Source organism: Paraplanobispora takensis, from assembly GCF_016863195.1.
Classification (GTDB): domain Bacteria; phylum Actinomycetota; class Actinomycetes; order Streptosporangiales; family Streptosporangiaceae; genus Planobispora; species Planobispora takensis.
Genome location: NZ_BOOK01000020.1, coordinates 96,568 through 120,661, shown reverse-complemented (window position 1 = coordinate 120,661; position 24,094 = coordinate 96,568). Strand labels below are relative to the sequence as shown.

The window sequence follows — 24,094 nt, the reverse complement described above, 5'->3', positions numbered from 1 at the left end:
CGAGAGTAGAACGTGATCCACCTCATAAGCCATAGAGTTAGTAAAACCGTGACAAAGCAAGTTACCCTCCGGTACTCCGTAGAGCTGGGGGGATGTCCGGGTCAATCGGGGTTACTGAGGCGTACGAGGCGGAGTTCCGACCCTTCGAACACGGTCAGAGCGTCTTGGAACGTGTTATCGCCGGGGCGGGTCAGAACGTAGCGGACGCCGAGCCGGAGGAGGGCCCCGGCCCGGTCGCCGGCCCCCGCCGGTCCCGGCTCCGGGGCGCCCGGCCGCAGGACGGCGCCCACCTTCGCGGCCAGCGGGTCCTCGGCCGCGACGCGGATCCGGCCGCCGTCCGGAAGCCCCACGAGCAACTCGTCGTTCCAGATCACCCGCCGCCCGAAGAGCTTGGTCGCCGGGTCGAGGACCACCCGCCCGCCGTTCCACCGGAACGCCCGGTGCGCGCCCCACGGCAGCGACAGCAGCGCCCCCGGGGCCGGGTCGCCGTTCACGATCTCCTGGACCCGCCGCCACTCCTGCGGGTACGGCACCGCCGTGAGCCTGCCGAACGCCCCGAGGGCGAAGGTCGGCAGCACCAGGACCGGCACCGCCACCGCGACCGCCACCGTGACCGCCACGACGGCACGCGGAGCGGCGGCGGGCCGGGACGCCCACCGGTCCGCGGCCGAGGCCAGCCCGACGGCCTGGAGCAGGGCGAACGGCGCCAGGTGGAGCTGCCCGTCACGGATCGTCCCGAACCCCGGCCACCACCCGACCAGCGCCTTGAGCAGGCCCGGCGCGAACGCCCCCAGGCACGCCACCCCCAGCCCGGCCCCCGCCGCCACGGCCAATCCCGTCCAGTACGGCACACCGCCCGCCCGGGATCCGTCGCGGGTGCCGCGCAGCCGTACGAAACCCCAGATCGCGACCGCGGCCAGAGCCAGGCGCACGCCCGCCGACCACCAGGAGCCCTGGCCGGGCACCGTCGCGTGCGCGTTCCAGACGCCGCCCAGGCCCAGCAGGCTGCCGGCCACGCCGAAGGGCCCGTCGGCGCGGGCCGCGAAGGCGTCCACCCCGGCGGGGTCGGTGGTGGCCCCGCTCAGCAGGGCGGGCACCAGCCAGGGCAGGCTCAGCCCGCCCATGATCAGCGCGGCCTCCCCCGTCCGCCGCACCCGTGCGCCGAGCCCCGGCGCCGGCGCCGGGGCCGGGGCCGTCGCCGCGGTGGCGAGCACCGCCACCGCGGAGACCAGCATGGCCTGGAAGCCGCCCACCGCCGCGGGGATCAGGGCGGCCGCGAGCCGCAGGCGCCCGCCGAGGGCGGCGGCCCGCACCGCCCAGGGCAGCCCGGCCACGCCCAGCAGCAGGGCCCACTGCCCGAGCAGGAGCCGCTGGGCGAGGTAGGCGTTCCAGGCGTAGAAGGCCGCCGCGACCAGACGCGGCCCGAGCCGGCGGGAGGGCACGAGCGCCGCGGCGCCCGACGCGGCCAGCACGAAGATCCCGAGCAGGACCGCCTTCTGCACCGCCTCCGCGGGCACCACCCGGGACAGCAGGGCGACCACGAGGTCGCTGGGCACGGCACGGGGGAAGCCCTGTCCGGGCGGGACGAGCGGCGGGTCCGGCACGAACACCATGTCGTAGCGGAGGACGAACCCGGGCCCCAGCGCGGGCCACAGGGCCAGCACGCCGAGCAGCAGCCCGAGCAGGGCAGGGGCGAACCGCCTCGCCGCTTCGCCCCATTCTGTCCGCATATCGCCAGACCCTACGACAGCCCGCACCCCGCCGAACCGCACGACGACGACCCCGGTCGCCTTCCAGGCCGTACGGCGACGGCCCCGGTGGGAAACCGGGGCCGCCGCGTCCGGACGACCGGCGTCAGAGCACTACTTGCCCGGCTCGGGGTCCCGGGGCAGGCCGAGCATGCGCTCGCCGATGATGTTGAGCTGCACCTCGGTGGTGCCGCCGTAGATCGTCATGGCGCGGGTGGCGAGCACGGCGCGGTTCCAGTAGCCGGGGTCGCCGAGCTTCATGTCGGCGGCGACGACCGCGGAGGTGCCGAGCAGGCCGACCGCGCACTCGGAGACGTGCTGGGCGTGCGAGGTGGACACCAGCTTGCGGACCGAGGCGTCTGCGCCCGGCTCGCCGCCGGTGAGCTGCTTCAGCGTCACCCGCAGGCCCAGGGCGTTGATCGAGTGCCCCTCGCAGACCACGCGGGCCACCTCCTGGCGCTCGGCCGGGGTCAGCTCGCGGCCCAGCCGGCCGACCAGCCCGATCAGGTCGGGCACGGAGGCGCCGGTGCCGCCCGAGCCCGACGAGAGCGAGACGCGCTCGTTGGACAGGGTGTTGCGGGCGACCTTCCAGCCCTGGCCGACCTCGCCGACGACCAGCTCGTCCGGGACGAACACGTCGTCGAGGAAGACCTCGTTGAACAGGTTCTCCCCGGTCATCTCGGTCAGCGGCCGGACGGTGACGCCCGGGGCCTTCATGTCCACCAGGAAGTAGGTGATGCCGTCGTGCTTGGAGCCCTCGGAGGAGTTGCGGGCGATGCAGATGCCCCACTCGGCGAAGTGCGCCACCGAGGTCCAGATCTTCTGGCCGTTGAGCTTCCAGCCGCCCTCCACCTGCTCGGCCTTCATCTGCAGCGAGGCGAGGTCGGAGCCGGCGCCCGGCTCGGAGAACAGCTGGCACCAGATCATCTCGCCGCTGAGCGTCTTGGGCAGGAAGCGCTCCTGCTGCTCGGGCGTGCCGTACATGGCGAGCGACGGCACCACCCAGGCACCGATGATCATCTGCGGGAGCTTCACCCGGGCGGCCTTGAGCTCCTGGAGGATGAGCACCTGCTCCAGCGGCTTGGCGTCGCGGCCCCACGGCCCGGGCAGGTGGGACATGACGAACCCGCCCTTGGCCAGCGCCCGCTTCTGCTCCTGGCCCTCCAGCTTCGCGATCTCGGCGATCTCCGCGCGGATCGACTCGCGCAGCGCGGCGGCGTCCTCCGGCAGCTCGATCTCCATCTCGCGGGAGACGCCGCGCAGCGCGAGCGAGGCCACCGACTCGGCCCACTCGGCGCCGGGGCCGAGCAGGGCGCGCAGGGTCAGGGCGCGGCGGTAGTAGAGGTGGGCGTCGTGCTCGTAGGTGTAGCCGATGCCGCCGAAGATCTGGACGGCGTCCTTGGCGCACTGCACGGCGGCGTCGGGGGCCACCACGCCGGCGATCGAGACGGCGTAGGCCAGCTCGTCCTCCGAGACGCCCTCGCCCGCCTGCCCGGCGGCCCTGGCGGCGTCCCACACCGTGGCGCGGGCCTGCTCCAAGGCGACGAGCATCCTGGCGGCCTTGTGCTTGACCCCCTGGAACTGGCCGATCGGACGGCCGAACTGCACGCGCACCTTGGCGTACTCCGCCGCGGCGGTCACGCACCACGACGCGACGCCCGCGGCCTCGGCGCCCAGCAGGATCGCGGCCAGGTTCAGTACGGCGGAGCCCTCCAGCCCGTCGAGGACCCGCCCGGCCGGCACGGTCACCCCGTCGAGCTCGACCTTCGCCACGCCGCGGGTGACGTCCAGCGACTTGATCGGCGTCACGGTCGCCGCGGAGGCGTCCACCGCGACCCACTCCTCGCCCCGGTCGGTGCTCACCGGGAGCACCAGGACGTCGGCGACCGCGCCGCCGAGCACGGTCTCGGCGGAGCCGCCGACGGTCAGCGTGCCGTCCTCGCCCCGGGTGCCGGAGATGGAGCCGGACAGCGCGACCGCGCCGGTCAGCGTGCCGTCGGCGAGACCGGGCAGCAGCTCGGCGTGGGCCTTGCCGTCGGAGGCGAGGATCGCGGCGCTGGCCAGGACCGTGGGGACGTAGGGACCGGGGGCGACCCGCTCGCCGAGGGCCTCGACGGCCACCGCGGTCTCCAGCAGGCCGTACCCGCTGCCGCCGTGCTCCTCCGGGATGTGCAGCCCGAGCAGGCCCTGGTCGGCCAGGCCGGACCAGAAGCCGGGGCGCTGCTCCCCGTCGGCCGCGACGGCGGCCCGTACGACCTCGGACGGAATGTTGCGCTCGGCCCAGCCGCTCACCGACTCGCGGAGCGCCTCGTGCTCCTCGCTCAACCCGATCGCCATGACAGCCTCCAGAAACGGTTCAGTGGCAGAACCATATTCTAGAAGCTACTTCCGTCACAACGCTCGCGCGCTGGCCACCAGGGGTGCGATGTCCGCCCAGAGCTTCTTGCGGGTGTCCGGGACGGTGACGAACAGCATGGCGGGCTTGCGCTGACCGATGTCGATCAGCGCCAGCGCGGCCTGCGAGCTGCGCTTCTTGCCGTCGATCTCATAGGTGACGCGATAGCCGAGCACCCATCCCTTGCCGTTGACCACCCGCTGCGAGGCGGTCCAGGTGACCTTGCTGCCCGTGGGGTGATAGTTGCGAACCGACCACCGCACGGCGCCCACCGCCGCCTTGCGGAAGTCGGCGTCGGTCTCCAGCTCGGCCCTGGGCTTCTCCCCCGGCAGCAGCGCCGAGACCGCGAGCGTGCGCGGCAGCCGGGAGCCGCCCACCCGCTGGCCCGCGGAGAACGGCGAGACCGCGGCGACCTTCCACGGCGCGCCGAGCCTGAAGTAGGTGATCGCGGCCTTGGAGTCGGTCACGCTGCCGATCACCACGCTGGGCGTGCCGGGCAGCACCTGGAGCGGCGTCGCCTTCGGGAGCTTGGGCAGCGTGATCGCCGGGGCGCTGGGCGCCGGGGTGGCGGGCGCGGCGGAGGCGTTCTGGGCCTGGCGCTGCGGCACCGGGTCGGCGGGCTCGTCGCCGGAGAAGATCACGAAGATCAGGAACACCGCCAGGGCGGTGGCCAGCGCGGCGCCGAGGCTGTAGACCACCTTGATCGGGATGTCCCCGACGCGCAGCAGCAGCCTGGAGCCGAGCCCCGGACGCCCCGGCTCACGCGGACCTGCCGCGTCGCCGGAACGGAACGGTCCAGCGGACCCCTCGCGCGGCGGCGCGGGCCGCCGTACGGGGGAGGTCGTGTCCTCCACGGCGCGGGCTCCCGCCTCCGGGACCGGCGGCGCGGGCCGTCGCACCGGGGAGGTCGTGTCCTCCACCGCGCGGGTCCCCGCCTCCGGGACGGGCGGCGCGCTCGCGGAGACCGCGGGGGACTCCCCCTCCACGGCGGGGGACTTCCCGGCCGGCGGGGCGGGCGGGATCCGGGGCACCAGGACGGTCTCCTCGCCGTCCCCGATGGGGAACCGGCGGGGCACGCGGGGAGTGATCATCGCTCCATCGTCGGAGGGAATGGCGGGAATGGGCGCCGTGGGCGCATCGTACGAAGGGACATACCTGTCATGAGAGCGCCCGGAGGGGGGACCGCCGACGTCCGCCATGGCTGCCAGGCTATGCCACATGACGTGATCGATACACCGCATCTCCCTATTGATCTGCCATGTCACCCACATACCTGCAGGTGACGACATTTCCCCTTCCCTGAACAGAATGTCGTTCTGTATGGTCGCGCTCATGAGGGGCTTCTACGAGATCGCCGCCGCCGACCCCGGCCGGGTCGCCGTCATCGAGAGCGGCACCGCCGGGGACGGCGCCACCGTGACGTACGGCGAGCTGCACGACAGGGTCAACCGGGTCTCCAACGGCCTGATCGCCCGCGGCGTCGTCCCCGGTGAGGCCGTGGTCACGGTCCTGCCCAACGGCATCGACGCCGTCACCATGATGCTCGCGACCTACCAGATCGGCGCCTACCACGTCCCGGTGAACTGGCACTACACCGCCGAGGAGATCGGCTACATCGTCACCGACTGCGCGGCGCGCGCGGTGGCCGGCTGCGAGCGGTACGCCGAGGCCGTGCCCGGCGGGTTCGAGGAGGTGGAGGCGATCGCCGCGGGACAGCCGGCCGACCCGCCCGCCGCCCGCCGCGCCGGATCGATGATGCTCTACACCTCGGGCACCACCGGCAAGCCCAAGGGCGTGCGCAGGCGGCTGATCGAGCTCGGCCCCGAGGACCTCTATCCCATCCTGATGCGCAAGAGCTGGCGGCACTTCGGGCTGCCGGCCGACGGCGTGCACCTGGTGCTGTCCCAGCTCTACCACTCCGCCCCGTACGGCCAGGCCATGATGGCGCTGCAGTACGGGCACACGGTGGTGGTGACCGAGCGCTTCGACGCCGAGGAGGTCCTGCGGCTGGTCGAGCGCCACCGGGTGACCAACGCGTTCATGGTCCCGACGATGTTCCACCGGCTGCTCGCGCTGCCCGCCGAGATCAGGGACCCCTACGACCTGTCGTCCCTCACGCACCTGTACCACGGCGCCGCGCCCTGCCCGCCCGCCACCAAGAAGGCGATGATCGACTGGCTCGGCCCGGTGGTGTGGGAGTACTACGGCTCGACCGAGGCCGCCGTGGCCACGATGGTCTCCTCCGAGGAGTGGCTGGCCAGGCCCGGCACCGTGGGCCGGGCGATCGACGGCATGCGGTTCGTCATCGTCGGCGACGACGGGCAGGAGCTGCCCGCAGGCGAGCCCGGCATGGTCTACATCGGCGGCGTCAACCGCTTCGAGTATCACGGTGACCCGTCCAAGACCGCCTCGTCGATGCTCGGGCACCTCTACACCCCCGGCGACATCGGCTATCTCGACGAGGACGGCTATCTGTTCCTGTGCGACCGGCGCACCGATCTGATCATCTCGGGCGGGGTCAACATCTATCCCGCCGAGATCGAGGCCGTGCTCCAGGAGCATCCCGCGGTCGCGGACGTGGCGGTGATCGGCGTGCCGGACCCCGAGTGGGGGCACCGGGTCGTCGCCCTGGTCCAGCCCGCGCCCGGCGCGGAACCCGGCCCGGACCTCACCGCGGACCTGCTGGACCACTGCGCAGGCAGGCTCGCCCGGCTCAAGCATCCCAGGGTCGTCGAGTACCGCGAGCAGCTCCCGCGAACGCCCACCGGGAAGCTCAGCCGCACCTCGCTCCGGGAGGCGTATCTTTCGTCATAAGCGGGGAATGGTAGGCCGCATGGGAAGACCATCGGCACCACTGGCGCTCCTCGCCGCCGCGGCCGTCACGCTCACGGGATGCAGTGCGGACACGCAGTCTCCCCGCCCGGTCGCCGCCACCACCGCTGCCGGCTCCCCCGCCGTGACCGACCCCGTCGCCCTGGAGTCGGCCTACGAGAAGGTCATCGCGGGCGTGCTGCCGTCCATCGTGCAGATCAACACCGAGAGCGGCCTGGGTTCGGGGGTCGTCTACGACACCTCAGGCCACATCGTGACCAACGCCCACGTGGTGGGCGACGCCCGGCGCTTCCAGGTGTCCCTCGCCAGCGGCGGCGCCCCCCGCCAGGCGCGGCTGGTCGCGTCCTTCCCGCTCGGCGACCTGGCCGTGATCAAGGTGGACGATCCCAGCGGGCTCAGGCCCGCCACCTTCGGCGACTCCTCCAAGCTCCGGGTCGGCCAGATCGTGCTGGCCATGGGCAACCCGCTCGGCCTGGGCAGCAGCGTGACCGACGGCATCGTCTCCGCGCTGGGCCGTACGGTGACCGAGCCCTCGGAGGCCGGCTCCCCCGGCGCCACGATCACCAACGCCATCCAGACCTCCGCCGCGATCAACCCGGGCAACAGCGGCGGCGCGCTGGTCAACCTCGCGGGCGAGGTCATCGGCATCCCGACCCTCGCGGCCACCGTCCCCGAGCTCGGCGGCGGGGCGGCCCCGGGCATCGGCTTCGCGATCCCGTCCAACACCGCGACCGACATCGCCGGGCAGATCGTCAAGAGCGGCGAGGTCACCAACACCCGCCGGGCCGCCCTCGGCGTCACGGTGCGGACCCTGGCCGGTCCCGACGGCAGGCCCTCCGGCGTCGGCGTCGTGGAGGTGTCCCCGGACGGCGGCGCGGCGCGCGCGGGCATCCAGCCCGGTGACGTGATCGTCTCGATCAACGGCACCGAGGTCCCGACCACCCAGGCCCTGTCCGAGCTGCTGGCCACCCTCGACCCCGGAGACGAGGCCAAGGTGGAGGTCCTGCGCTCCGACGGCTCCACCACCACCGTCACCGTCACTCTGGGAGAACTCTCCACCGATCCTCCGGGGTGAGGCTCCCGGCCTCTCCCACGTCAGCCCCCCGGCGACCGATCGACACGATTCGTCCCATGGGGGCAGCACATGAAGCGATACGTGGCCGAGCTGGCCGGTACGTTCGTCCTGGTCTACTTCGCCGTCGGCAGCGCCGTCTTCGCCATCGACAAGATCGGCGCCGTGGGGGTGGCCCTCGCCTTCGGGCTGGTCCTGGCCGCCCTCGCCCACGGCATCGGGCCCGTCTCCGGCTGTCACCTCAACCCGGCCGTGACCCTGGGCGTGTTCGTGTCCGGGCGCATGCGGGCGGCGGAGGCGGCGGGCTACGTCGGCGCCCAGCTGGCCGGCGGGGTCGTGGGGGCGGCGCTGCTCAAGCTGACGCTGAGCGTCGGCGAGATCACCGACCGGACCAAGGCCCTGGGTTCCAACGGCTTCGGCTCGGCGGTGAACGGCACCGGCGCCTTCCTGCTGGAGGCGCTGCTCACCATGCTCGTCGTGCTGACCTATCTGCTGGTCACCGACCACGTCGCCCTCGGGCACGCCGCGGCGCCCGCGGTCGGCACCGCGCTGGCGGCGGCCTGCCTGGCCGGCCTGCCGCTCACCGGCGCCTCGGTCAACCCCGCCCGTTCCGTCGGTCCCGCCCTCTTCGCCGGAGGAGAGCGGCTCGAACAGCTCTGGCTGTTCGTCGCCGCCCCGCTGTCCGGTGCCGTCGTGGCGGCGGCCGTCGCGGCCGGGATCCACCACTCCCGCACCGCCGGGGAGAACGCCGAGTGACGGGACGGGTCAGCGGCCCGCGCTGAAGACGATCTCGTCGCTGTGGCGGATCCCGTCCCGCGGGTCCTCCCCGAGATAGAACCGGACCGACATCGTCCGCTCCTCCGGTTCGAAGACGCTCCGCCAGAGCGTCCGCCACGGCTCGCCCTCCCGGGTGAACGCGACCGCGTCCAGGACGTCGCGCAGCCCCGTCCCCGAGACGCCGTCCCTGGTCAGACCGGCCAGCGTCCGCGCCCGCTCGTACGTCCGGAAGGAGTGCTCGGTGTCCTGCGGCAGGGCGGAGACGTCGGGGTGGCGGTGCAGGGGATAGTTCGTCACGCACATCGCCCCTTTCCCCGGTTCGACGACGTGCCGCGAGCCGTCGTCACCCCGTTCCCAGACGAACGCCCGCCCCGAGGCGTCGGCGATCAGATAGTGGCAGGCCACGCCGGTGACGTACTGCTCCGCGGCGAGCAGGGCCCGCTCGGCCTCCTCGACGTCCGCGCAGGTGTCGAGGACGAAGCGGGGAAGCTGCACCTCGTTCACCCCGGCGGCGGGCGGCGCCATGACCGGCCCGCCGGCGGTGGCCTCGGCGTCGGCGATCAGCAGGGCCACGGTGAGGCCGGCCGAGTTGATGCCCTCCATGCATCCGTCCAGCTCGTTCATGGTGACCGCGGTGGAGGACAGCCCCTCGTCCGGGATCATCGCGATCACGTAGGGCCGCGAGGCCATGGGAGGCTCGTCCGAGGGCCCCGTCTCCTGCCCGGTCATCGACCGGATGAGCCGGGTCATGCTCATGGTGAAGAAGTCGTAGTTGCGTCCGATCCGGATGCGGCCGTCGGGACCCGCCGCGGCGGGGGACCAGACGACCGAGCACCCCGACCCGCCGGGGAACCCGGGAAGACCCTCCACGTAGGAGGTCAGCGGGTCCACCCCGAACACCTCGGCGATGCCGAGGATCCGCTCGTGGTGCTGCGGCCAGTGCCTCTCGAACCAGGCCATCCGATCGGCGTTCACCGCCGGGTCCGCGGGCGCCGGTCTCCAGCGGGAGACCGCCCGCGCCTCCTCGGCCAGCGCCCGGCCGATCTCCCGCTGGCCGCCGCGCACCGTCAGGTACCGCACCGCCATGAACGCGTCCGGGCCGCCGGCGACGATGTTCTCCATCTCGTCCTCCCTCTCGAAGCCGTCGACCAGAGCTTCGGGGAGCGCGCTGACGAACTGCGCACCGTCGGCTGACGGCGGCGCCCGGAACGCCGGCCGGCGGCGGCGTCCCGGGGCGGTCTCAGTCCCGGCCGCTCAGGAGCGCGTTGATGTCGCGGTAGCCGATGTCCGAGGCCAGGGACTCGTAGGTGCCCGCGCCCAGCACCTCCTGGGCCGCCCTCCGGGCGAACGCGTAGGAGGCCACGGCGATGGAGGAGCCGACGCTGACCCGGGCCACGCCGAGGGCCGACAGCTCCCCGATGCTCGGGGCGCCCGGTCCCGCCAGGACGTTCAGCGGCCCGTCCACGCCCTCGACCAGGGCCGACACCGTCTGCGGGTCGATGACGGCGGGGACGAAGACGCCGCTGGCCCCGGCCGCGAGGTAGGCGGCGGCGCGGTCGAGGGCCGTCCGGAGCCGGTCGGCGGGGTCGCCGACCGCGCGGATGAAGACGTCCACCCGGGCGTTGACGTACAGCGGCACGTTCATGGCGTCGGCGGCCTCGCGGGCCGCGGAGAGCCGGGCGGCCTGCTCCTCGACCGGCCGCAGCGGCACGGACGGGTCGTCGGTCGAGTCCTCGATGTTCACCCCCACGGCGCCGGCCTCCAGCACACCCCTGACGGTCTCGGCGACCCCCTCGGGCTTGTCGGCGAAGCCGCTCTCGATGTCGGCGGTGACGGGGACCTCCACCGCCGAGGCGACGCGCGCGATGAGATCGATCGCCCGGTCCCGGTCGAGCTTGTTGCCGTCGGGGGCGCCCAGCGCCCAGGCGACGCCGGCGCTGGTGGTGGCGATCGCCTTCGCCCCCGCCTCCTCGATCAGCCGGGCGCTGACCACGTCCCAGGCGTTGGCGAGGACGAGTGCGTTCCCGCTCCGGTGAAGCGAGTCGAAGAGCACGGCCTTGTCATGAAGAGTCGTCATATCGGCCAGTAAATCAGCCGATATCCCCGACAGGCTCGCGGTTTTCAGACGCGTACGGCGGGCCCGGTCAGACGCCGGACCCGATCAGACGGCGGATCCGGTCAGAGGGCGGCCCTGATCAGACGGCGGCCTGATCAGACGCCGGACAGCGTGCAGTCCGCCCCCATCGACACGAACCCGGCGGACGCCGCGGCCATCGCCTGGGTGTCCTCGGCCGCCACCTGCCGCTGGGCCCGTGCCAGGGCCTCGGCGGCGGAATGCCCGGTGGCCAGGAACTCGTGCAGAGTGATCATGAGGGTGGCCGTCTCGGTGTCCGGGATGGGGACCACCGAGGCGATGATGTTGCGGGCGCCGCGGGCCAGCAGGCTCGCGCTGAGCCCGAGGAGCTCGTCCCCCGCCCGGATCACCGACCGCCCGCTGTCGCACGCCGCCAGGATGACGATCTGCGGTGAGTTCCGCAGCTGCTCCAGGTCGTAGACGGTCAGCGGGCCGTCGGCGAACCGCAGCGAGGAGAACAGCGGGTTGGTGGGGTGGAGGTGCCCGTGCGCCGCCAGGTGGGCCAGGCGCGCGCCGTCGACCGCCTTGATGACCGCCTCGACGGTCGCGGCCGACTCCACCAGGGCCGAGGCGGAGTGGATCCCGGCCACCGCCTCGGCCTCGCTCCGGGCGCCCGACAGGGCCGGACCGGCGGCGGCGACCACCGGCCCCTCCGGCGACCGCCTGCGGCCGGCCAGGTGCCACAGGGTCGCCGACGGCGACAGGCTGAGCGGACGCCCCGCACAGGAGGGCAGGACGGACCAGGCCAGCGACTGGAGCGGGCCGGTGGGGACGAGCACCAGCGGCCGGTCGGCCAGGTCGGCGGCGAGCGGGCCGAACAGGATCGCGTCCAGCTCGGCCGCGGCGTGCCGGAGCATCGCCACCGCGGCCGCCCGGCTGTCCGGGCTGGCGTGACGGCGGGCCAGCCGGTGCAGGGCGAAGGGCACCCGCTCGACGAGGTCGGTGATCGGCGACAGCGCTCCCAGGCTCCTCAGCCGGACGCGGCCGTCGACGACGGTGATGGCGTGCAGCCTCCCGTCGAGGCTGACGAACTCCACCAGGACGGCGTCCCCGAGGGCCTGCGCCAGCCGGTCGGCCGGCACCGGCTCGGTCGGCTCCAGAGAGGACACCGAGCTCTGCCGGCAGTAGTCCCGGATGTCCTCCTCAAGGGTGATCTGACGGTGCAGGAGCCGTCCGGCGCCCTGTCCCGCGGCCCGCCGTGCCTGGATCCGCCGGACCGTGGCGCGCAGCTCGGCCAGGGCGTCGGCCAGCCGGGGATCGTCCGGCGGGCGCGCCGGCGGTATCAGCAGATGACTCGCCCGGCCCTGCTCGGCCCAGCTCAGCACGCGCGCCGCCGAGCCCTCCTCGAAGGCCATGCGCAGTCCCAGCTCCGCCAGGTCCACCCGGTACTCGGAGAAGTGCGCGCGCAGGTCGGTCGCGCCGAACGTGGCCCGGTGCTCGTCCAGGACGCGCAGGGCCGTACGGATCGCGCTCCTGGCCCCGCGGCGGTTGCCCTGCGTGAGCCGCAGCAGCGCCGCGGCGTGCCAGGCCCTCGCCCGGGTCAGGGCCGGCCCGCGACGGCGGGCCCGGGCGGCCTCCCCCAGCAGGACGCACGCGCGATCCGACCAGCCCCGTTCGAGGGCGTCCTGCGCGACCAGCAGGCGGGCCTCCAACGCGGCGGCGGGCCACCCGGCGTCGAGCAGCGCGGCGGCGCACCGCTCCAGGGCGTGCAGCGTCGCCGGTGAGCGCTGCCCCCGGTTCACGCTCGATCGCAGCACCACGAAGTGGGCCAGGGTCGCCCACCCCGCCCGGTTCTGCCGGGCGAACTCGCGCTCCGCGCTCTGCGCCTCCAGCCGGGCCCGCGCGTCGTCGCCCTGCATGACGGCCGCGCGGGCCAGCAGCAACCGCGCCTCGGGCAGCCCGAGCTGCCGGTGCTCGCGCTCGAAGAGCCGTACGGCCTCCTCGGCGGCCTCCCCCGCCTCCGACACCAGCCCGACGGAGAGCAGGAGCTGGCTGCGGTCGGTGAACAGCTCGCCCAGCGGCGCCCCCAGCCTGCGGAAGCAGCGCTCGGCGAGGCTGAGATAGTGCAGGGCCTCGGGCACGTCGCCGCGCATGGCGTTCACCCAGCCCAGGTTCTGCTGGACGAATCCCAGCGACAACGTCAGGTCCAGCAGCTGGCACAGCCGTTCCGCCTCGCGCAGGTCCGCCTCCGCCGCGCCGAACTCGTTCCGGTAGCCGTGGATCACCCCGCGGTTGGACAGCACCCGCTGCAGCCACACGCGGTCCCCGTCGCGGCGCAGGACGGGCATCACCGCCCGGAAACCGGCGAACGCCTCGTCGTGGTGGCCGAGCTGGGCCATGATCGCCGCGCGCTGCGCCTCCCCCCGGGCCCGCCCCGCGCCGCGCAGGTCGCCCATCGCCGCTTCGATCTCCCGCATCGCCCGGCGGGGCCGGCCGCGGACGTTCATCACCAGGGCGAGCCGGATCCGCGCCTCCGCGGCGAGTTCGGCCGAGCCCGCCCGCTCGGCGAGCCGCATCGCGGCGCGCAGGTGCCGCATCGCGCTGTCGGGACCGTCCAGGTACAGCATCGCGGCGCCCAGGGCGCGCTCGGCGGTCGACTCCAGCACGAGATCGCCCTCGGCCCGCGCCCGGCTCACGGTCTCGGTCACCAGCGATGCCAGCCGTGCGGGGTCGGCCTCCGCCAGCCGCAGCAGCTCCGTCGCGTCCACCCACCGGAGTGTGCCGGAGAAAGTTTCGCTTGTGATGTATCAGCCGGGCGACAAAGCGCCTCCGTACCGATGTGAGCTCCCCGTTCTGGAGACGTTCCGGAGAGAGGCAGGGTTACATGTCGCTACAAGACAGCGGTCAGCAGAGCGTGGTCTCGGCCTTCCAAGACGACGAGATCGTGGTGGACCTGAACGACGTCGGCTTCGTCGACCGGGAGTTGCAGTCACTCGGTGTGGGGGTGAGCGAGAGGAGCGAGAGCCAGGCGCTCGGCCTCCAGCGGCTCAAGTTGAGCGGCCTCGCCGAAGCGATCGACGCCTACGGGCGAGAGGGCCTTGAGAGCTCCATGCAGAGGCCGGAGCCGACGGATCTGGACCTGCTCCTGTTCTATCTGCGTGAGAGGGCCAAGGAGGAGACCACCTACAGGACACGGAAACCGATCTTCGGCAAGAACCGTTTCCTGGGCGGTGTGTGGGGTTCACCCCACATCGGCGGAGACGAGATAGATCCGGTACGGGTAGCCAGGATCGATCTTCCCGAGCGCGGAGAGCCTCATCCGAACCGGAAGCGGATCGGTGTCCTGGACACCATGCTGTTCCCCCACGAGGATCTGGACGGCAGGTACCTGACCGCCGGGGACTCGCTCTTCCGCCGCAACGCGACGGGCCTGCCCTCCACGACGGCACACGCCACCTTCGTCACCGGGGTCATCGTCCGGCAGGCTCCGAACGCGGAGATCGTCGTCCGGTCGGTGCTGGACGAGAGCGGTACCGCCTCCTCCTGGGACGTCGCCAACGAGATGGTGGCGTTCCGGGACGCCGGGGTGGACATCCTCAACATGTCGTTCGCCTCCGTCACCGACGACGACGATCCTCCTCTCGTCCTGCAGCGGGCGGTCGAGCGTCTCTCCTCCGACATCCTGCTCATCGCCGCCGCGGGCAACCACGGGAACATCGAAAAGCCGTTGCCGTACCCGAAGATGACAGCTCGGACACCGGTCTGGCCGGCCGCCCTCGACGACGTGGTCGCCGTCGGAGCCACCGACGCCAACGGAGAACGAGCGTCGTTCAGTCCCCGGTTGCCCTGGGTGAAGAGGCAGGCACGCGGTGTCGGCGTGGAAAGCACCTTCCTGTCCGACGATGTCGACATCTCGCACCGGAACGCCGACGGAGTGCTCGTCTCGCACGGCATACAGTCGTTCGGTGATCCCGGCTACGCCAGATGGAGCGGGACTTCCTTCGCAACCGCCCAGTACAGCGGGGACGTGGCCGCGCTCGCCGAACGCGAGGGCATCTCGGTCCGGGAAGCGAACGATCGGTTCCCCAGGCCCCCGTGGCAGACGGCGGCACCGTAGCCCGCGTGACCTGAGGACCCGCGCTCCATAGATTGACTGATGGCGCCGGTCGCCCCGGCGCCATCCCCACGACAGGTGGGAGGAGGCGTCAATGACGGACGCTCCCGCGGTCACCGCCCTGGTCATCCGTGCCCGCGAGGGTGACCAGGACGCGTGGAACGAACTGGTCGATCGGTACGCGCCACTCGTCTGGTCGATCTGCCGCCGTTACGGGCTGGCCCGCTCCGACATCGACGACGTGGCGCAGAACGTGTGGTTGCGCGCCGTGGGGCAGCTGAAGGCCCTGCGCGAGCCGGCGGCCCTGCCCGGCTGGCTCGCCACGACCACCAAGCACGAATGCTCTCGCGTATTCCGGGCAAGACGCAGACAAGAGGGCACCGAGCAACCCCTGGACTTCGAGATGACCCCGGACGACGAGTCCAAGCTGATCGAGCAGGAGCTGGAGGCCGCCGAGCGGAACGCGACCCTGCGCGCCGCGTTCGCGGAGCTCTCCTCCACGTGCCAGCGGATCCTGCTCCTTCGCATCGAGGGCGTGCCGTACGAGGAGATCAGCACCCGGCTGGGGATGTCGATCGGCAGCATCGGCCCGACACGCGCCCGCTGCCTGGAGAAACTACGAGCCAATCCCGCTCTGGTCGCGTTGATGACCACCGAGAGCTCCAGGAGTGAGCAATATGGCTGAGGTCTGGAGCGACGAGGAACTGCTGGCCCGGCTGGCGGTGGCGCTGGCCGCCGCCAAGGACGTACCGCCCGAGTTCGTCGCGGCGGCCCGGGCGGCGTTCACGATGGACGACATCGACATCGAGCTCGCCCAGCTCGTGCACGACTCCCACCTCAGCGCGGAGCCCCAGTCCCTGACGCGGGCCGAGCCGGCCTCACTGCGCACTCTCACCTTCGTCTCCGCGGGGCTGACCATCGAGCTCGAGGTGACCGGGCTGCAGTTGCTGGGGCAGCTGGTCCCCCCGCAGGAGGCGGAGGTCCACGTCCAGGAGAGGTCGGGCCAGGACGCCGTGAGGACCACCGACAAGGTGGGCTTCTTCACCATCCAGCCCATTCCCGCCGAGCCCTTCCGCCTGCACTGCCGCACCCCCGGCGGCCTGAACGTGCTGACCACCTGGATCACGCTTTGAACCCGAGGGAGGGGCGAGCGGCGGACGGCGCCGCCTGAGCCACCGGCTCCGGCACGTGCTCGCACGTCCACGGGGCCGCAGACGACAACGGCGGTGCCTTGACAGGCACCGCCGTTCACAGGGGGTGCGCGCTCCTCGGCACCGCTCTCGGTGAGCGGTGTCCGAGTGACGCGACTTGGGTGGAGGTGGCGGGAATCGAACCCGCGTCCTTCAACTCCAAACCAGGGCTTCTCCGGGTGCAGCCTGCTGTGCTTTTCTCAGCCCCGGCGATCACACAGGCAAGACGCCGACGGGCTCAGCCACTGTTAGATTTCCCGCTCGACCCCGTGGCCGGGTCTCGCGGTTGAGCCTCCTAGCGATGCCGGATCCGGGCCGGAGGCGCTCCCGGGCCGGCAGAGGTTCCTCGCTGCTTAGGCGGCGAGGGCCAGGGAACCCTGGCTAACCTCGGAGTGCTTCTTATTGGCACTTATTGGTCGCGGTCACAGTGTTGACGGGGTTATGTCCGCAGTCCCCGACCCGCTTCCCCTGACTTGCAAAGCCAAAGTCGAAACCAGTCACCCCCCTGTTGAGTTGTCAACCCGCCCCCGAAGGGCCGGGCGATCCGAAGATACCGGTTACAACGACTCCGGCGCCAACTCAATTCCCGCCCGGCGGGCCGGGAGGTGAGGAAACCCGGAACTCCCGCGGTCCTGCGGACCCCGGGCCCCGCAGCTCCGCGGGCCCGGAAGCTCCGCGGAAACGCCGAAGCCCCGGGGGCGCGGCGTCACGCACGCGTCCCCCGGGGCCGACCGGCAGGGTCGAGCCGGTCCGGACGGCAGGGCTTCCCCCGAGATGAAGCCCTGATCTCATCACGGCGACTGAGCCCGCAACCCCCCGAGCGGTGCTCAGTCACTTAGGAAGACGCCGATCAGGTGCCCGATGGTTGCTCGGAGTCATGAAAATTTCTCACGAGGTCACATCCCGTCACGCAGGTTCTGGAAGAACCGGCCGGCGACGGTCGCTCCGGCGGTGGAGTCGGAGCCGTCCACGAGCACGGCCACCGCCACGTCCCCCTGCCAGCCCACGAACCAGGCCAGCGGCTTGCGGTCCCGCGACGCGGCGGCGGTGATGCCGTGCACCGGGTCGCCCGGGGCGGCCGCGGTCCGGGCGGAGCCCGAGGTCACCCCGGTGCGCATGAGGGCGCGCAGGGTGGTCACGGTCTTCTCGTCGAGCTCGACCGGGGGCACGACCTTGGGCGGCTCGGCCTCGGCCGACAGGTCCGAGAGCTTGGGGGCGGTGACCAGGACCGGCGGCCGCCAGGTGCCCGAGGCGACCGCCCCGGCCACCAGGGCCATCGACAGCGGGCTGACCGAGACGTTCTGCCCGGCGAGCGCGCGGGCCACGGCCGCGTCGTTCTTCAGCGGCTGCATCGAGCCGCTGAAGGACTTCAGCGGCAGGGTCCACCCCGAGCCGATGCCGAACTCGGTGGCGCCGGCCTGCAGCACGGCCGGGTCGATCCGGCGGGCGAGCGAGGCCAGCGCGGTCACGCAGCCGTTGGCGAAGTTGCCCTGGAGGGTGGGCGCGCTGCCGGCCGGCGGGCCGGAGTGGTGGAACCTGGCCCCGCCCACGGTCCGGTCCTGCGGGCAGGCGAGCTTCTGCTTGAGGTCCACCTGCGCCTTGAGCAGCGCCTCGACGGAGATGATCGAGAAGGCGGTCCCGGCGGGGAACTGCCCGGCGAGGGCGTCCGTCTCCTGGTTGTACTCCTTGGTGCTGCCCACGGCCAGCACGTTTCCGGTCGAGGCCTGCACCGCGACCAGCATGCCGCGGTAGCCCCCGGCCAGCGCCGAGTCGGCGGCCTTCTGGGCGTGCCGGTCGAGCGTGGTCTGCACCGGCGCGGCGGCGCGGCCGGGCCGCCAGGTGGCGAGTTCCTCGGCCTCCTCCAGCGTCTTGAGATCCACGGTGATCACGCTGGTCTTGGTCGAGCCCGTCAGGTACTCCTGGTAGGCCCGCTGCAGGCCGTCGTTGCCCACCGTGTCACCGGCGCGCTGCGGGCCGCCGAGCTGCTGCTCGGTCTTCGGCGTGACGGCGGTGACCGTGCCGACGATCTGCTCGGGCGAGGCGGGCGCGACCGCCTGCTTCTGCGGCGAGAACTGCAGACCCTCGATGGCCTCCAGCTGCGGGCGGAGCTTGGCGAACCTGGCGGGCCCGAAGGTGACCAGCGGCACCTGCTTGCTGGGACTGGCCGACAGGATCCGGCTCAGCAGCCGGTCCTTGGGGAAGCCCGTCACCTTGGACAGCTGCTCGCAGAGCCTGGCCGGATCCTCCAGCTTGGCCGGGATGACGCTGGCCACGTGCAGGCTGGCGAGCTCCTGCAGCGCGTCACCGGTGTAGTCGACGATCGGGTGGCGGCTCTCAGGGTCGACGTCCACCGCGAAGCGCTGGCCCTCGCGCAGCCGGGGGTGGAGCACGCTGGGCGACCAGCGCACCTTCCAGCGCCCGTCCACCAGGTGGAGGGGGAGCTTGCCGTCGTACTCCCACAGGGGGTTGTTCTCCCCCAGGTCGACCTCGGCCGCGAAGTCGGCCTGGGCCTCCCCGCCCTCGCTCTTGATCCCCTTGACCGCGAACCGGAACGAGGCCGCGTCGAGCTGGATCCTGGCGTCCTCCAGCGCCTTGCTCACCGTCTTCTCGTCGCCGTCGGTGCGCCGGGCCGCCGTGACGTAGTCACCGGTCTGCCAGCCGACCAGGAAGTCGCGGACCGCCTCGTGGGCCGAGGGCTCCTCGAAGCACGCGGAGAGCGTGGGGACCATCACCGCCAGCGCGAGGGCGGCGGAGACGGTCCTGCGGGGTCTGCCCATCACGGTCATCTGTTCCGGTGCCTGATTTCGCGGGCGATCTCCCGCTTGGCCTGCTTCTCGGCCAGGCTCTGCCGCTTGTCCCAGTCTTTCTTACCCTTGGCCAGGGCGATTTCCACCTTGGCCTTGCCGTCCTTGAAGTAGAGCGACAGCGGGACCAGGGTGAGGCCGCCCTCCTTCGTCTTGGCGGCCAGCTTCTCGATCTCCTTGCGGTGCAGGAGCAGCTTGCGCGTGCGCCGCGCCGCGTGGTTGGTCCACGTCCCCATGGTGTACTCGGGGATGTGGATGTTGATCAACCACGCCTCGCCGTCCTTGAGCGTGGCGTACCCGTCGACGAGGGAGGCGCGGCCGAGGCGCAGTGACTTGACTTCGGTGCCCTGCAGCACGAGGCCGGCCTCGTAGGTGTCCTCGATGTGATAGTCGTGCCGGGCACGCTTGTTCTGGGCGACGACCTTCCGCCCGGTCTCACGTGGCATGCCTTGGAGCCTACCGGGACGCCTCACACACGCAGGTAACGGCGGAGCGTGACGAACGAGGCGAGCACACAGATCAGGACGCCGACGACCATGGTGAGGCTGATCACCGAGGCGACGGTCTCCCAGCTGAGCTGACTGTTGTTGGCGAGGTAGATCTGCACGCCGTCGAAGAGGAAGACCTTGGTGACGATCAGCAGGACCGCCGCCACCACACCGCCGATCAGACCGGCGATGACGCCCTCCATCACGAACGGCAGCTGGATGTAGAGGTTGGAGGCGCCGACCAGGCGCATGATGCCCGTCTCGCGCCGGCGGTTGTACGCCGACAGCCGGACCGTGTTGCCGATCAGCAGGGTGGCCGCGATGACCAGGAAGCCGGCGATCATGAGGGCGAACCAGCGGAGCTTCTCCAGCAGCCCGAAGAACTTCTCCAGGATCTCCTTCTGGTTGATCACGTTGGAGACCCCGGGGGCGCCCTTGAGCTCCTCGATCACCGACCCGTAGCTGTTGGGGTCCTTGAGCTTGACCCGGAAGGACTCGGGCATGTCCTCGACCTGGATCGCCGAGAGCAGCACGGTGTTGTTGGCGTTCTGCACCTTGAAGTTCTCATAGGCGCTGGCCGCGTCCTCGAACTCCACCTGCTGGACCTCGGGCATCGCCTCGATGGTCGCCCTGAGTGCCGCCTGCTCCTGCTCGTTGACGCCGCCGGTGCCCTTGCACTGCGGGAACGGGTCGTTCTTCTTGCACAGGAAGACCGAGACCTCGACCTTGTCCGCCCAGTAGTCCTTCATGCCGGAGATCTGAGAGTTGATCATCAGACCGATACCCAGCAACGCCATGCCGATCGCCACCGTCACGATGACCGCGATGGTCATCGTGAGGTTACGGCGGAGGCCGATCCAGACCTCGGAGAAGATGAAGTTTGCCCGCATGCTCTTCCTGTCGCTTTTGCCGGTCCTGGTTCAGTACGCCTGGCCGTAGACGCCACGCGACTGGTCTCGGACGATCTTTCCGTCCTCCAGTTCCACTACGCGCTTGCGCATGGAGTCGACGATGGCCGCGTCATGCGTGGCCATGACGACGGTGGTGCCCGTCCGGTTGATGCGGTCGAGCACCTTCATGATGCCGATGCTCGTCGCCGGGTCGATGTTCCCGGTCGGCTCGTCGGCGAGGAGGATCATCGGCCGGTTGACGAAGGCGCGGGCCATCGCGACCCGCTGCTGCTCACCGCCCGACAGCTCGTCGGGCATCCGGTGGGCCTTGCCCTCCAGGCCGACGAGCTCGACGACCTCGGGGACGACCTTGCGGATGAACCGCCGCGGCTTTCCGATGACCTCAAGGGCGAACGCGACGTTCTCGTACACGTTCTTGTTCGGCAGGAGCCGGAAGTCCTGGAACACGCAGCCGATCCGGCGGCGCAGGTGCGGCACCTTGAAGTTGGACAGTCGGGCGAGATCCTTGCCGGCCACGTGGATCGCCCCGGAGTTGGGACGCTCCTCCTTGAGGATCAGGCGGAGAAAGGTCGACTTCCCGGACCCCGAAGGGCCGACGAGGAACACGAACTCGCCCTTGTCGACGTCAACGCTGACGTGGTCCAACGCGGGCCGGTTCTGGTTCGCGTAGACCTTGGTGACATTATCAAAATGGATCACGGGCGCATCACGGCATGTCAGTCTAGGGGTTAGGACGGTCGCGGTGGTGGCAGAGGACCACTTCCCGCCTCTCTCCGGCCGGAGGGCTCCGATCTTTACCCTGATCGAGGCCCCCGTTGGCCGGAGCCCAGTCTAGGGGGAAGACTGGCATGGAAGGTCCATAACGGAAACAAAACGATTCGGCGCCCGGTAACGACCGCATAAAGTGGTCACGTCTCCGAAGGCGAGGACATCATGAGCTGTGACGATCTGGTCTGCGCGCGGTGCGCACACCCCGTCGCCGAGGGCCGCTGCCCCCTGTGCCGGGCCAACCGCGACCGCATGCACCAGGGCGGTCTGGGCGGGATGACCCCCGCCCTGGTCTCCCTGGCGCTGATCGTGCTCTTCTTCCTCACCCTGGCCCTGAAGCACCTCACGGGGGCCTGAGCGGCCCCCGTGGCTCCCGGCCGCGGGTCCGGGAACCCACCGCCCGGTTCCCGGCCGAGGGCCCCGGCGGGGGTCCTAGGACTCGCCGCCCGATTCCTGACGGCGGGTCCAGCGGATCTCCGCCTCGATGAACTCGTCGAGGTCGCCGTCCAGCACCGCGCCCGGGTTGCCCGCCTCGGTGCCCGTCCGCAGGTCCTTCACGATCTGGTACGGGTGCAGCACGTAGTTGCGGATCTGGGTGCCCCACGAGGTGGTGGTCTCACCCCGGATCTCGCTCAGCGCCGCCGCCTCCTCCTGCCGCTTGCGCTCCAGCAGCTTGGCCTGCAGGACCGCCATGGCGGTCGCCTTGTTCTGCAGCTGGGAGCGCTCGTTCTGGCAGGACACCACGATGCCGGTGGGCAGGTGGGTCAGGCGCACCGCCGAGTCGGTGGTGTTGACGCCCTGGCCGCCCGGGCCCGAGGACCGGTAGACGTCGACCCGCAGGTCGTCCTCGTTGATGTCGATGTGGTCGGTCGTCTCGACGACGGGGACCACGTCCACGCCCGCGAAGGAGGTCTGGCGGCGGCCCTGGTTGTCGAACGGGCTGATCCGGACCAGCCGGTGGGTGCCGTGCTCGCCGCGCAGGGTGCCGTAGGCGTAGGGGGCCTTGACCGTGAAGGTCGCCGACTTGATGCCGGCCTCCTCGGCGTAGGAGGTCTCGTAGACCTCCGTCGGATAGCCCTTGCGCTCGGCCCAGCGCATGTACATCCGCAGGAGCATCTGGGCCCAGTCGGCGGCGTCCACGCCTCCGGCCTGGGAGTTGATCGTGACGACCGCCTCGCGCGCGTCGTACTCGCCCGACAGGAGGGTGCGGACCTCCAGCGCGCCGACGTCGCTCTTGAGCGCCTCCAGCTCGCGGTCGGCCTCCTCCCGGGTGTCCGGGTCGTCCTCGGCGTCGGCGAGTTCGTACAGGACGGTGAGGTCCTCCAACCGCTGACCGAGCGCGTCGATCCTGTTGATCTCACCCTGCAGATAGGAGAGCTTGCTGGTGACCTTCTGGGCCCGCTCCTGGTCGTTCCACAGGTCGGGCGCGGCGGCCTGATCCTCCAGCTCCTCGATCTGCTTGCGCATCGCGTCGAGGTCCAGCACGTCCTGAATGCTGTTCAGCGTGCCGGTAAGCTCGTTGATCTCTTCTGTCGGATCGTTGAGTGCCACGTCTGTAAAGGGTACGCGACCTCCGCCCCCCGTTGTGTACGGCTCGGGCCCGGGTCGTGGCTAGGCTGGTCGCCGCGACGGGCACCAGCGGGAGGCGCCATCGGGAGGCGAGCGTGCGGGGACAAGGGCGACGGGGTCTGCTCGCGCTCTCGCTCGCCCTGGTCACCGCGGCCGCGGTGACGACGGCCTGCTCCGCCGGGGAGGCGGCCCCCGCCGGGAGCCCGGCGGCGAGCGGCGCGACCACCGCCCCCGCTTCCGCCGCCCGCCCGCAGGTCACGACGGCCGAGGCGACCAGGGCGCTGAAGGACATCCTCGCCGCCGACGCGGTCCTGGGCGCGGCCGACCCGCAGCGGCTCGCCGACCAGAACAACCTGCTCAAGCAGGCCCGCGACGGTTACCTCGCGCTGACCCAGGCCGCCTTCGCCAGCGCCGCGCGCATGAAGCAGGACGTCCCCCGCCACACCTGGGGCGAGCCGCGGCTGCTGGTCCCCCGGCTGAGCCAGGGGCCCGCCTGGTTCGCCGCGGTCGTCGACCGCCGCGACGCCGAGGGGCGGGCCCGCCCCGCCCTGCTGACGGTGGTGCGGGCCGGGCAGGGGTGGCAGATCTCCTCGATGTCCCTGCTCGACACGGCGCCGCCGGAGATCGCCCAGGACGCCGAGGGTTACGCCACCGCCCTGGGCGAGGACGACTCCGCCGTGCAGATCAGCCCGCGGCTGATGGCCCCGCTGCACGCGACCACCGCCGAGGAGGGACAGGCCGGCTTCGCCACCGGGCTGATCGCCGACGGCCCGCACACCACCGCGCACGCGAAGGAGATCATCTCCGTGCGCGAGGTGGAGAAGGGCAACGGCCTCGGCTACGACTCGATCTTCGCCGCGTCCGGCTACCCGGTGCACGCGCTGCGCACCGCGGACGGCGGGGCACTGATCATGTACTCGCTGATCAGGACGACGACCTGGTCGGCCAAGATCTATCCCTCCGCGGATCTCATGGCGAAGGTGCCCGAGGACCAGCGCGCGGAGCACCGCAAGACCCTCAAGAAGGAGGTGCGCATTGTGGAGACGCAGCAGTACGCCGGCACGGTGCCGCCCAAGAGCAGTCACGACCTCGCCCGCGTCATCGGCTACGCCGGCGGCATCACCAGGGTCACCAGTTCCTAGGGACGCCGGCTCTCAGGGGCACCGGTTCTCGAAACTCACCGCTTCCCGGCCTCACCGAGCCGATCCCCCAGCAAAACGTTTTAGCAATATTCCAGGGGAACCGGCGCCGTCACGCCACGCCTGCTCCGAAATTCCCAGATAAATCCGGTCAAGCATGGCGTACGGCGGCCTGACACGTTTTAATCTTCCGTGACCTGGCAGAGATCGGAA

Annotated in this window: 19 protein-coding genes and 1 other RNA gene; 8 read left to right on the top strand and 12 right to left on the bottom strand. The window is 71.6% G+C overall.

The window, feature by feature from the left end; translation table 11 throughout:
* Nucleotides 1–101 precede the first annotated feature (101 nt).
* From Pta02_RS14910 to Pta02_RS14900, 3 genes are all read right to left on the bottom strand, one after another.
* Entirely contained in the window at nucleotides 102–1,730 is a 1,629-nt protein-coding gene (locus Pta02_RS14910; RefSeq protein ID WP_203875399.1) for an MmpA family trehalose lipid delivery protein, read from the bottom strand.
* 132 nt (nucleotides 1,731–1,862) lie between these two features.
* Nucleotides 1,863–4,085, bottom strand: a complete 2,223-nt coding sequence (locus Pta02_RS14905; RefSeq protein ID WP_203875398.1) for an acyl-CoA dehydrogenase family protein — start codon at nucleotides 4,083–4,085, stop codon at nucleotides 1,863–1,865.
* Between the two features lie 54 nt (nucleotides 4,086–4,139).
* Entirely contained in the window at nucleotides 4,140–5,234 is a 1,095-nt protein-coding gene (locus Pta02_RS14900) for a hypothetical protein (RefSeq protein ID WP_203875397.1), read from the bottom strand.
* A 241-nt stretch (nucleotides 5,235–5,475) separates the two neighbouring features.
* Between Pta02_RS14900 and Pta02_RS14895 the strand changes: the two genes are divergently transcribed.
* From Pta02_RS14895 to Pta02_RS14885, 3 genes are all read left to right on the top strand, one after another.
* Entirely contained in the window at nucleotides 5,476–6,957 is a 1,482-nt protein-coding gene (locus Pta02_RS14895) for an AMP-binding protein (protein WP_203875396.1), read from the top strand.
* 19 nt (nucleotides 6,958–6,976) lie between these two features.
* A complete protein-coding gene (locus Pta02_RS14890; RefSeq protein WP_203875395.1) occupies nucleotides 6,977–8,050 on the top strand; it encodes a S1C family serine protease in 1,074 nt (357 codons plus the stop codon).
* 69 nt (nucleotides 8,051–8,119) lie between these two features.
* Entirely contained in the window at nucleotides 8,120–8,803 is a 684-nt protein-coding gene (locus Pta02_RS14885; RefSeq protein ID WP_203875394.1) for an aquaporin, read from the top strand.
* 9 nt (nucleotides 8,804–8,812) lie between these two features.
* Here Pta02_RS14885 and Pta02_RS14880 read toward each other — a convergent pair whose 3' ends face one another.
* The 3 genes from Pta02_RS14880 to Pta02_RS14870 all read right to left on the bottom strand — a co-directional run bounded on the left by Pta02_RS14880 (nucleotide 8,813) and on the right by Pta02_RS14870 (nucleotide 13,666).
* Nucleotides 8,813–9,946, bottom strand: coding sequence for a C45 family peptidase (locus tag Pta02_RS14880; protein WP_203875393.1), 1,134 nt, complete (start codon nucleotides 9,944–9,946; stop codon nucleotides 8,813–8,815).
* Nucleotides 9,947–10,064: 118 nt separating this feature from the next.
* Nucleotides 10,065–10,901, bottom strand: a complete 837-nt coding sequence (locus Pta02_RS14875; RefSeq protein ID WP_203875392.1) for an isocitrate lyase/PEP mutase family protein — start codon at nucleotides 10,899–10,901, stop codon at nucleotides 10,065–10,067.
* A gap of 134 nt (nucleotides 10,902–11,035) precedes the next feature.
* Complete coding sequence (locus Pta02_RS14870; protein WP_203875391.1) at nucleotides 11,036–13,666, bottom strand: CHAT domain-containing protein; 2,631 nt, start codon at nucleotides 13,664–13,666, stop codon at nucleotides 11,036–11,038.
* Between the two features lie 116 nt (nucleotides 13,667–13,782).
* Here Pta02_RS14870 and Pta02_RS14865 point away from each other — a divergent pair, with 116 nt between their 5' ends.
* From Pta02_RS14865 to Pta02_RS14855, 3 genes are all read left to right on the top strand, one after another.
* Nucleotides 13,783–15,015: a S8 family peptidase gene (locus tag Pta02_RS14865; RefSeq protein ID WP_203875390.1), complete on the top strand. Its 1,233-nt coding sequence runs from the start codon at nucleotides 13,783–13,785 to the stop codon at nucleotides 15,013–15,015.
* 91 nt (nucleotides 15,016–15,106) lie between these two features.
* Nucleotides 15,107–15,697, top strand: coding sequence for an RNA polymerase sigma factor (locus Pta02_RS14860; protein ID WP_203875389.1), 591 nt, complete (start codon nucleotides 15,107–15,109; stop codon nucleotides 15,695–15,697).
* Nucleotides 15,690–16,145, top strand: coding sequence for a hypothetical protein (locus Pta02_RS14855; RefSeq protein ID WP_203875388.1), 456 nt, complete (start codon nucleotides 15,690–15,692; stop codon nucleotides 16,143–16,145). The genes Pta02_RS14860 and Pta02_RS14855 overlap by 8 nt, the downstream gene beginning before the upstream one ends.
* Nucleotides 16,146–16,322: 177 nt before the next feature.
* On the opposite strand, the gene ssrA is transcribed toward Pta02_RS14855, so the two are convergent.
* From ssrA to ftsE, 5 genes are all read right to left on the bottom strand, one after another.
* Nucleotides 16,323–16,707, bottom strand: a transfer-messenger RNA (tmRNA) gene (gene ssrA, locus Pta02_RS14850).
* A 391-nt stretch (nucleotides 16,708–17,098) separates the two neighbouring features.
* Nucleotides 17,099–18,979, bottom strand: a complete 1,881-nt coding sequence (locus tag Pta02_RS14845; protein ID WP_239130568.1) for a penicillin-binding transpeptidase domain-containing protein — start codon at nucleotides 18,977–18,979, stop codon at nucleotides 17,099–17,101.
* A gap of 5 nt (nucleotides 18,980–18,984) precedes the next feature.
* On the bottom strand, nucleotides 18,985–19,452 hold the full coding sequence (gene smpB, locus Pta02_RS14840; protein WP_203875386.1) for an SsrA-binding protein SmpB: 468 nt from the start codon (nucleotides 19,450–19,452) through the stop codon (nucleotides 18,985–18,987).
* Nucleotides 19,453–19,475: 23 nt separating this feature from the next.
* Entirely contained in the window at nucleotides 19,476–20,384 is a 909-nt protein-coding gene (gene ftsX, locus Pta02_RS14835; protein WP_203875385.1) for a permease-like cell division protein FtsX, read from the bottom strand.
* Between the two features lie 30 nt (nucleotides 20,385–20,414).
* Nucleotides 20,415–21,104, bottom strand: coding sequence for a cell division ATP-binding protein FtsE (gene ftsE / locus Pta02_RS14830; RefSeq protein WP_043620538.1), 690 nt, complete (start codon nucleotides 21,102–21,104; stop codon nucleotides 20,415–20,417).
* A 234-nt stretch (nucleotides 21,105–21,338) separates the two neighbouring features.
* On the opposite strand from ftsE, the gene Pta02_RS14825 reads away from it, so the two are divergent.
* Nucleotides 21,339–21,530, top strand: coding sequence for a hypothetical protein (locus Pta02_RS14825; protein ID WP_203875384.1), 192 nt, complete (start codon nucleotides 21,339–21,341; stop codon nucleotides 21,528–21,530).
* A 75-nt stretch (nucleotides 21,531–21,605) separates the two neighbouring features.
* Here Pta02_RS14825 and prfB read toward each other — a convergent pair whose 3' ends face one another.
* Nucleotides 21,606–22,724, bottom strand: a complete 1,119-nt coding sequence (gene prfB, locus Pta02_RS14820) for a peptide chain release factor 2 (RefSeq protein ID WP_203875383.1) — start codon at nucleotides 22,722–22,724, stop codon at nucleotides 21,606–21,608.
* 56 nt (nucleotides 22,725–22,780) lie between these two features.
* On the opposite strand from prfB, the gene Pta02_RS14815 reads away from it, so the two are divergent.
* The gene (locus tag Pta02_RS14815; protein ID WP_203875382.1) at nucleotides 22,781–23,884 is read left to right on the top strand and encodes a DUF8094 domain-containing protein; all 1,104 of its coding nucleotides are present in this window, start codon (nucleotides 22,781–22,783) and stop codon (nucleotides 23,882–23,884) included.
* Nucleotides 23,885–24,094 lie beyond the last annotated feature (210 nt).

What these genes read in the sequence shown, in the direction of transcription:
- Pta02_RS14910 (WP_203875399.1), bottom strand. Translation starts at nt 1,730, where the DNA reads ATGCGGACAGAATGGGGCGAAGCGGCGAGGCGGTTCGCCCCTGCCCTG.
- Pta02_RS14905 (WP_203875398.1), bottom strand. Translation starts at nt 4,085, where the DNA reads ATGGCGATCGGGTTGAGCGAGGAGCACGAGGCGCTCCGCGAGTCGGTG.
- Pta02_RS14900 (WP_203875397.1), bottom strand. Translation starts at nt 5,234, where the DNA reads ATGATCACTCCCCGCGTGCCCCGCCGGTTCCCCATCGGGGACGGCGAG.
- Pta02_RS14895 (WP_203875396.1), top strand. Translation starts at nt 5,476, where the DNA reads ATGAGGGGCTTCTACGAGATCGCCGCCGCCGACCCCGGCCGGGTCGCC.
- Pta02_RS14890 (WP_203875395.1), top strand. Translation starts at nt 6,977, where the DNA reads ATGGGAAGACCATCGGCACCACTGGCGCTCCTCGCCGCCGCGGCCGTC.
- Pta02_RS14885 (WP_203875394.1), top strand. Translation starts at nt 8,120, where the DNA reads ATGAAGCGATACGTGGCCGAGCTGGCCGGTACGTTCGTCCTGGTCTAC.
- Pta02_RS14880 (WP_203875393.1), bottom strand. Translation starts at nt 9,946, where the DNA reads ATGGAGAACATCGTCGCCGGCGGCCCGGACGCGTTCATGGCGGTGCGG.
- Pta02_RS14875 (WP_203875392.1), bottom strand. Translation starts at nt 10,901, where the DNA reads ATGACGACTCTTCATGACAAGGCCGTGCTCTTCGACTCGCTTCACCGG.
- Pta02_RS14865 (WP_203875390.1), top strand. Translation starts at nt 13,783, where the DNA reads ATGTCGCTACAAGACAGCGGTCAGCAGAGCGTGGTCTCGGCCTTCCAA.
- Pta02_RS14860 (WP_203875389.1), top strand. Translation starts at nt 15,107, where the DNA reads ATGACGGACGCTCCCGCGGTCACCGCCCTGGTCATCCGTGCCCGCGAG.
- Pta02_RS14855 (WP_203875388.1), top strand. Translation starts at nt 15,690, where the DNA reads ATGGCTGAGGTCTGGAGCGACGAGGAACTGCTGGCCCGGCTGGCGGTG.
- Pta02_RS14845 (WP_239130568.1), bottom strand. Translation starts at nt 18,979, where the DNA reads ATGGGCAGACCCCGCAGGACCGTCTCCGCCGCCCTCGCGCTGGCGGTG.
- smpB (WP_203875386.1), bottom strand. Translation starts at nt 19,452, where the DNA reads ATGCCACGTGAGACCGGGCGGAAGGTCGTCGCCCAGAACAAGCGTGCC.
- ftsX (WP_203875385.1), bottom strand. Translation starts at nt 20,384, where the DNA reads ATGCGGGCAAACTTCATCTTCTCCGAGGTCTGGATCGGCCTCCGCCGT.
- Pta02_RS14825 (WP_203875384.1), top strand. Translation starts at nt 21,339, where the DNA reads ATGAGCTGTGACGATCTGGTCTGCGCGCGGTGCGCACACCCCGTCGCC.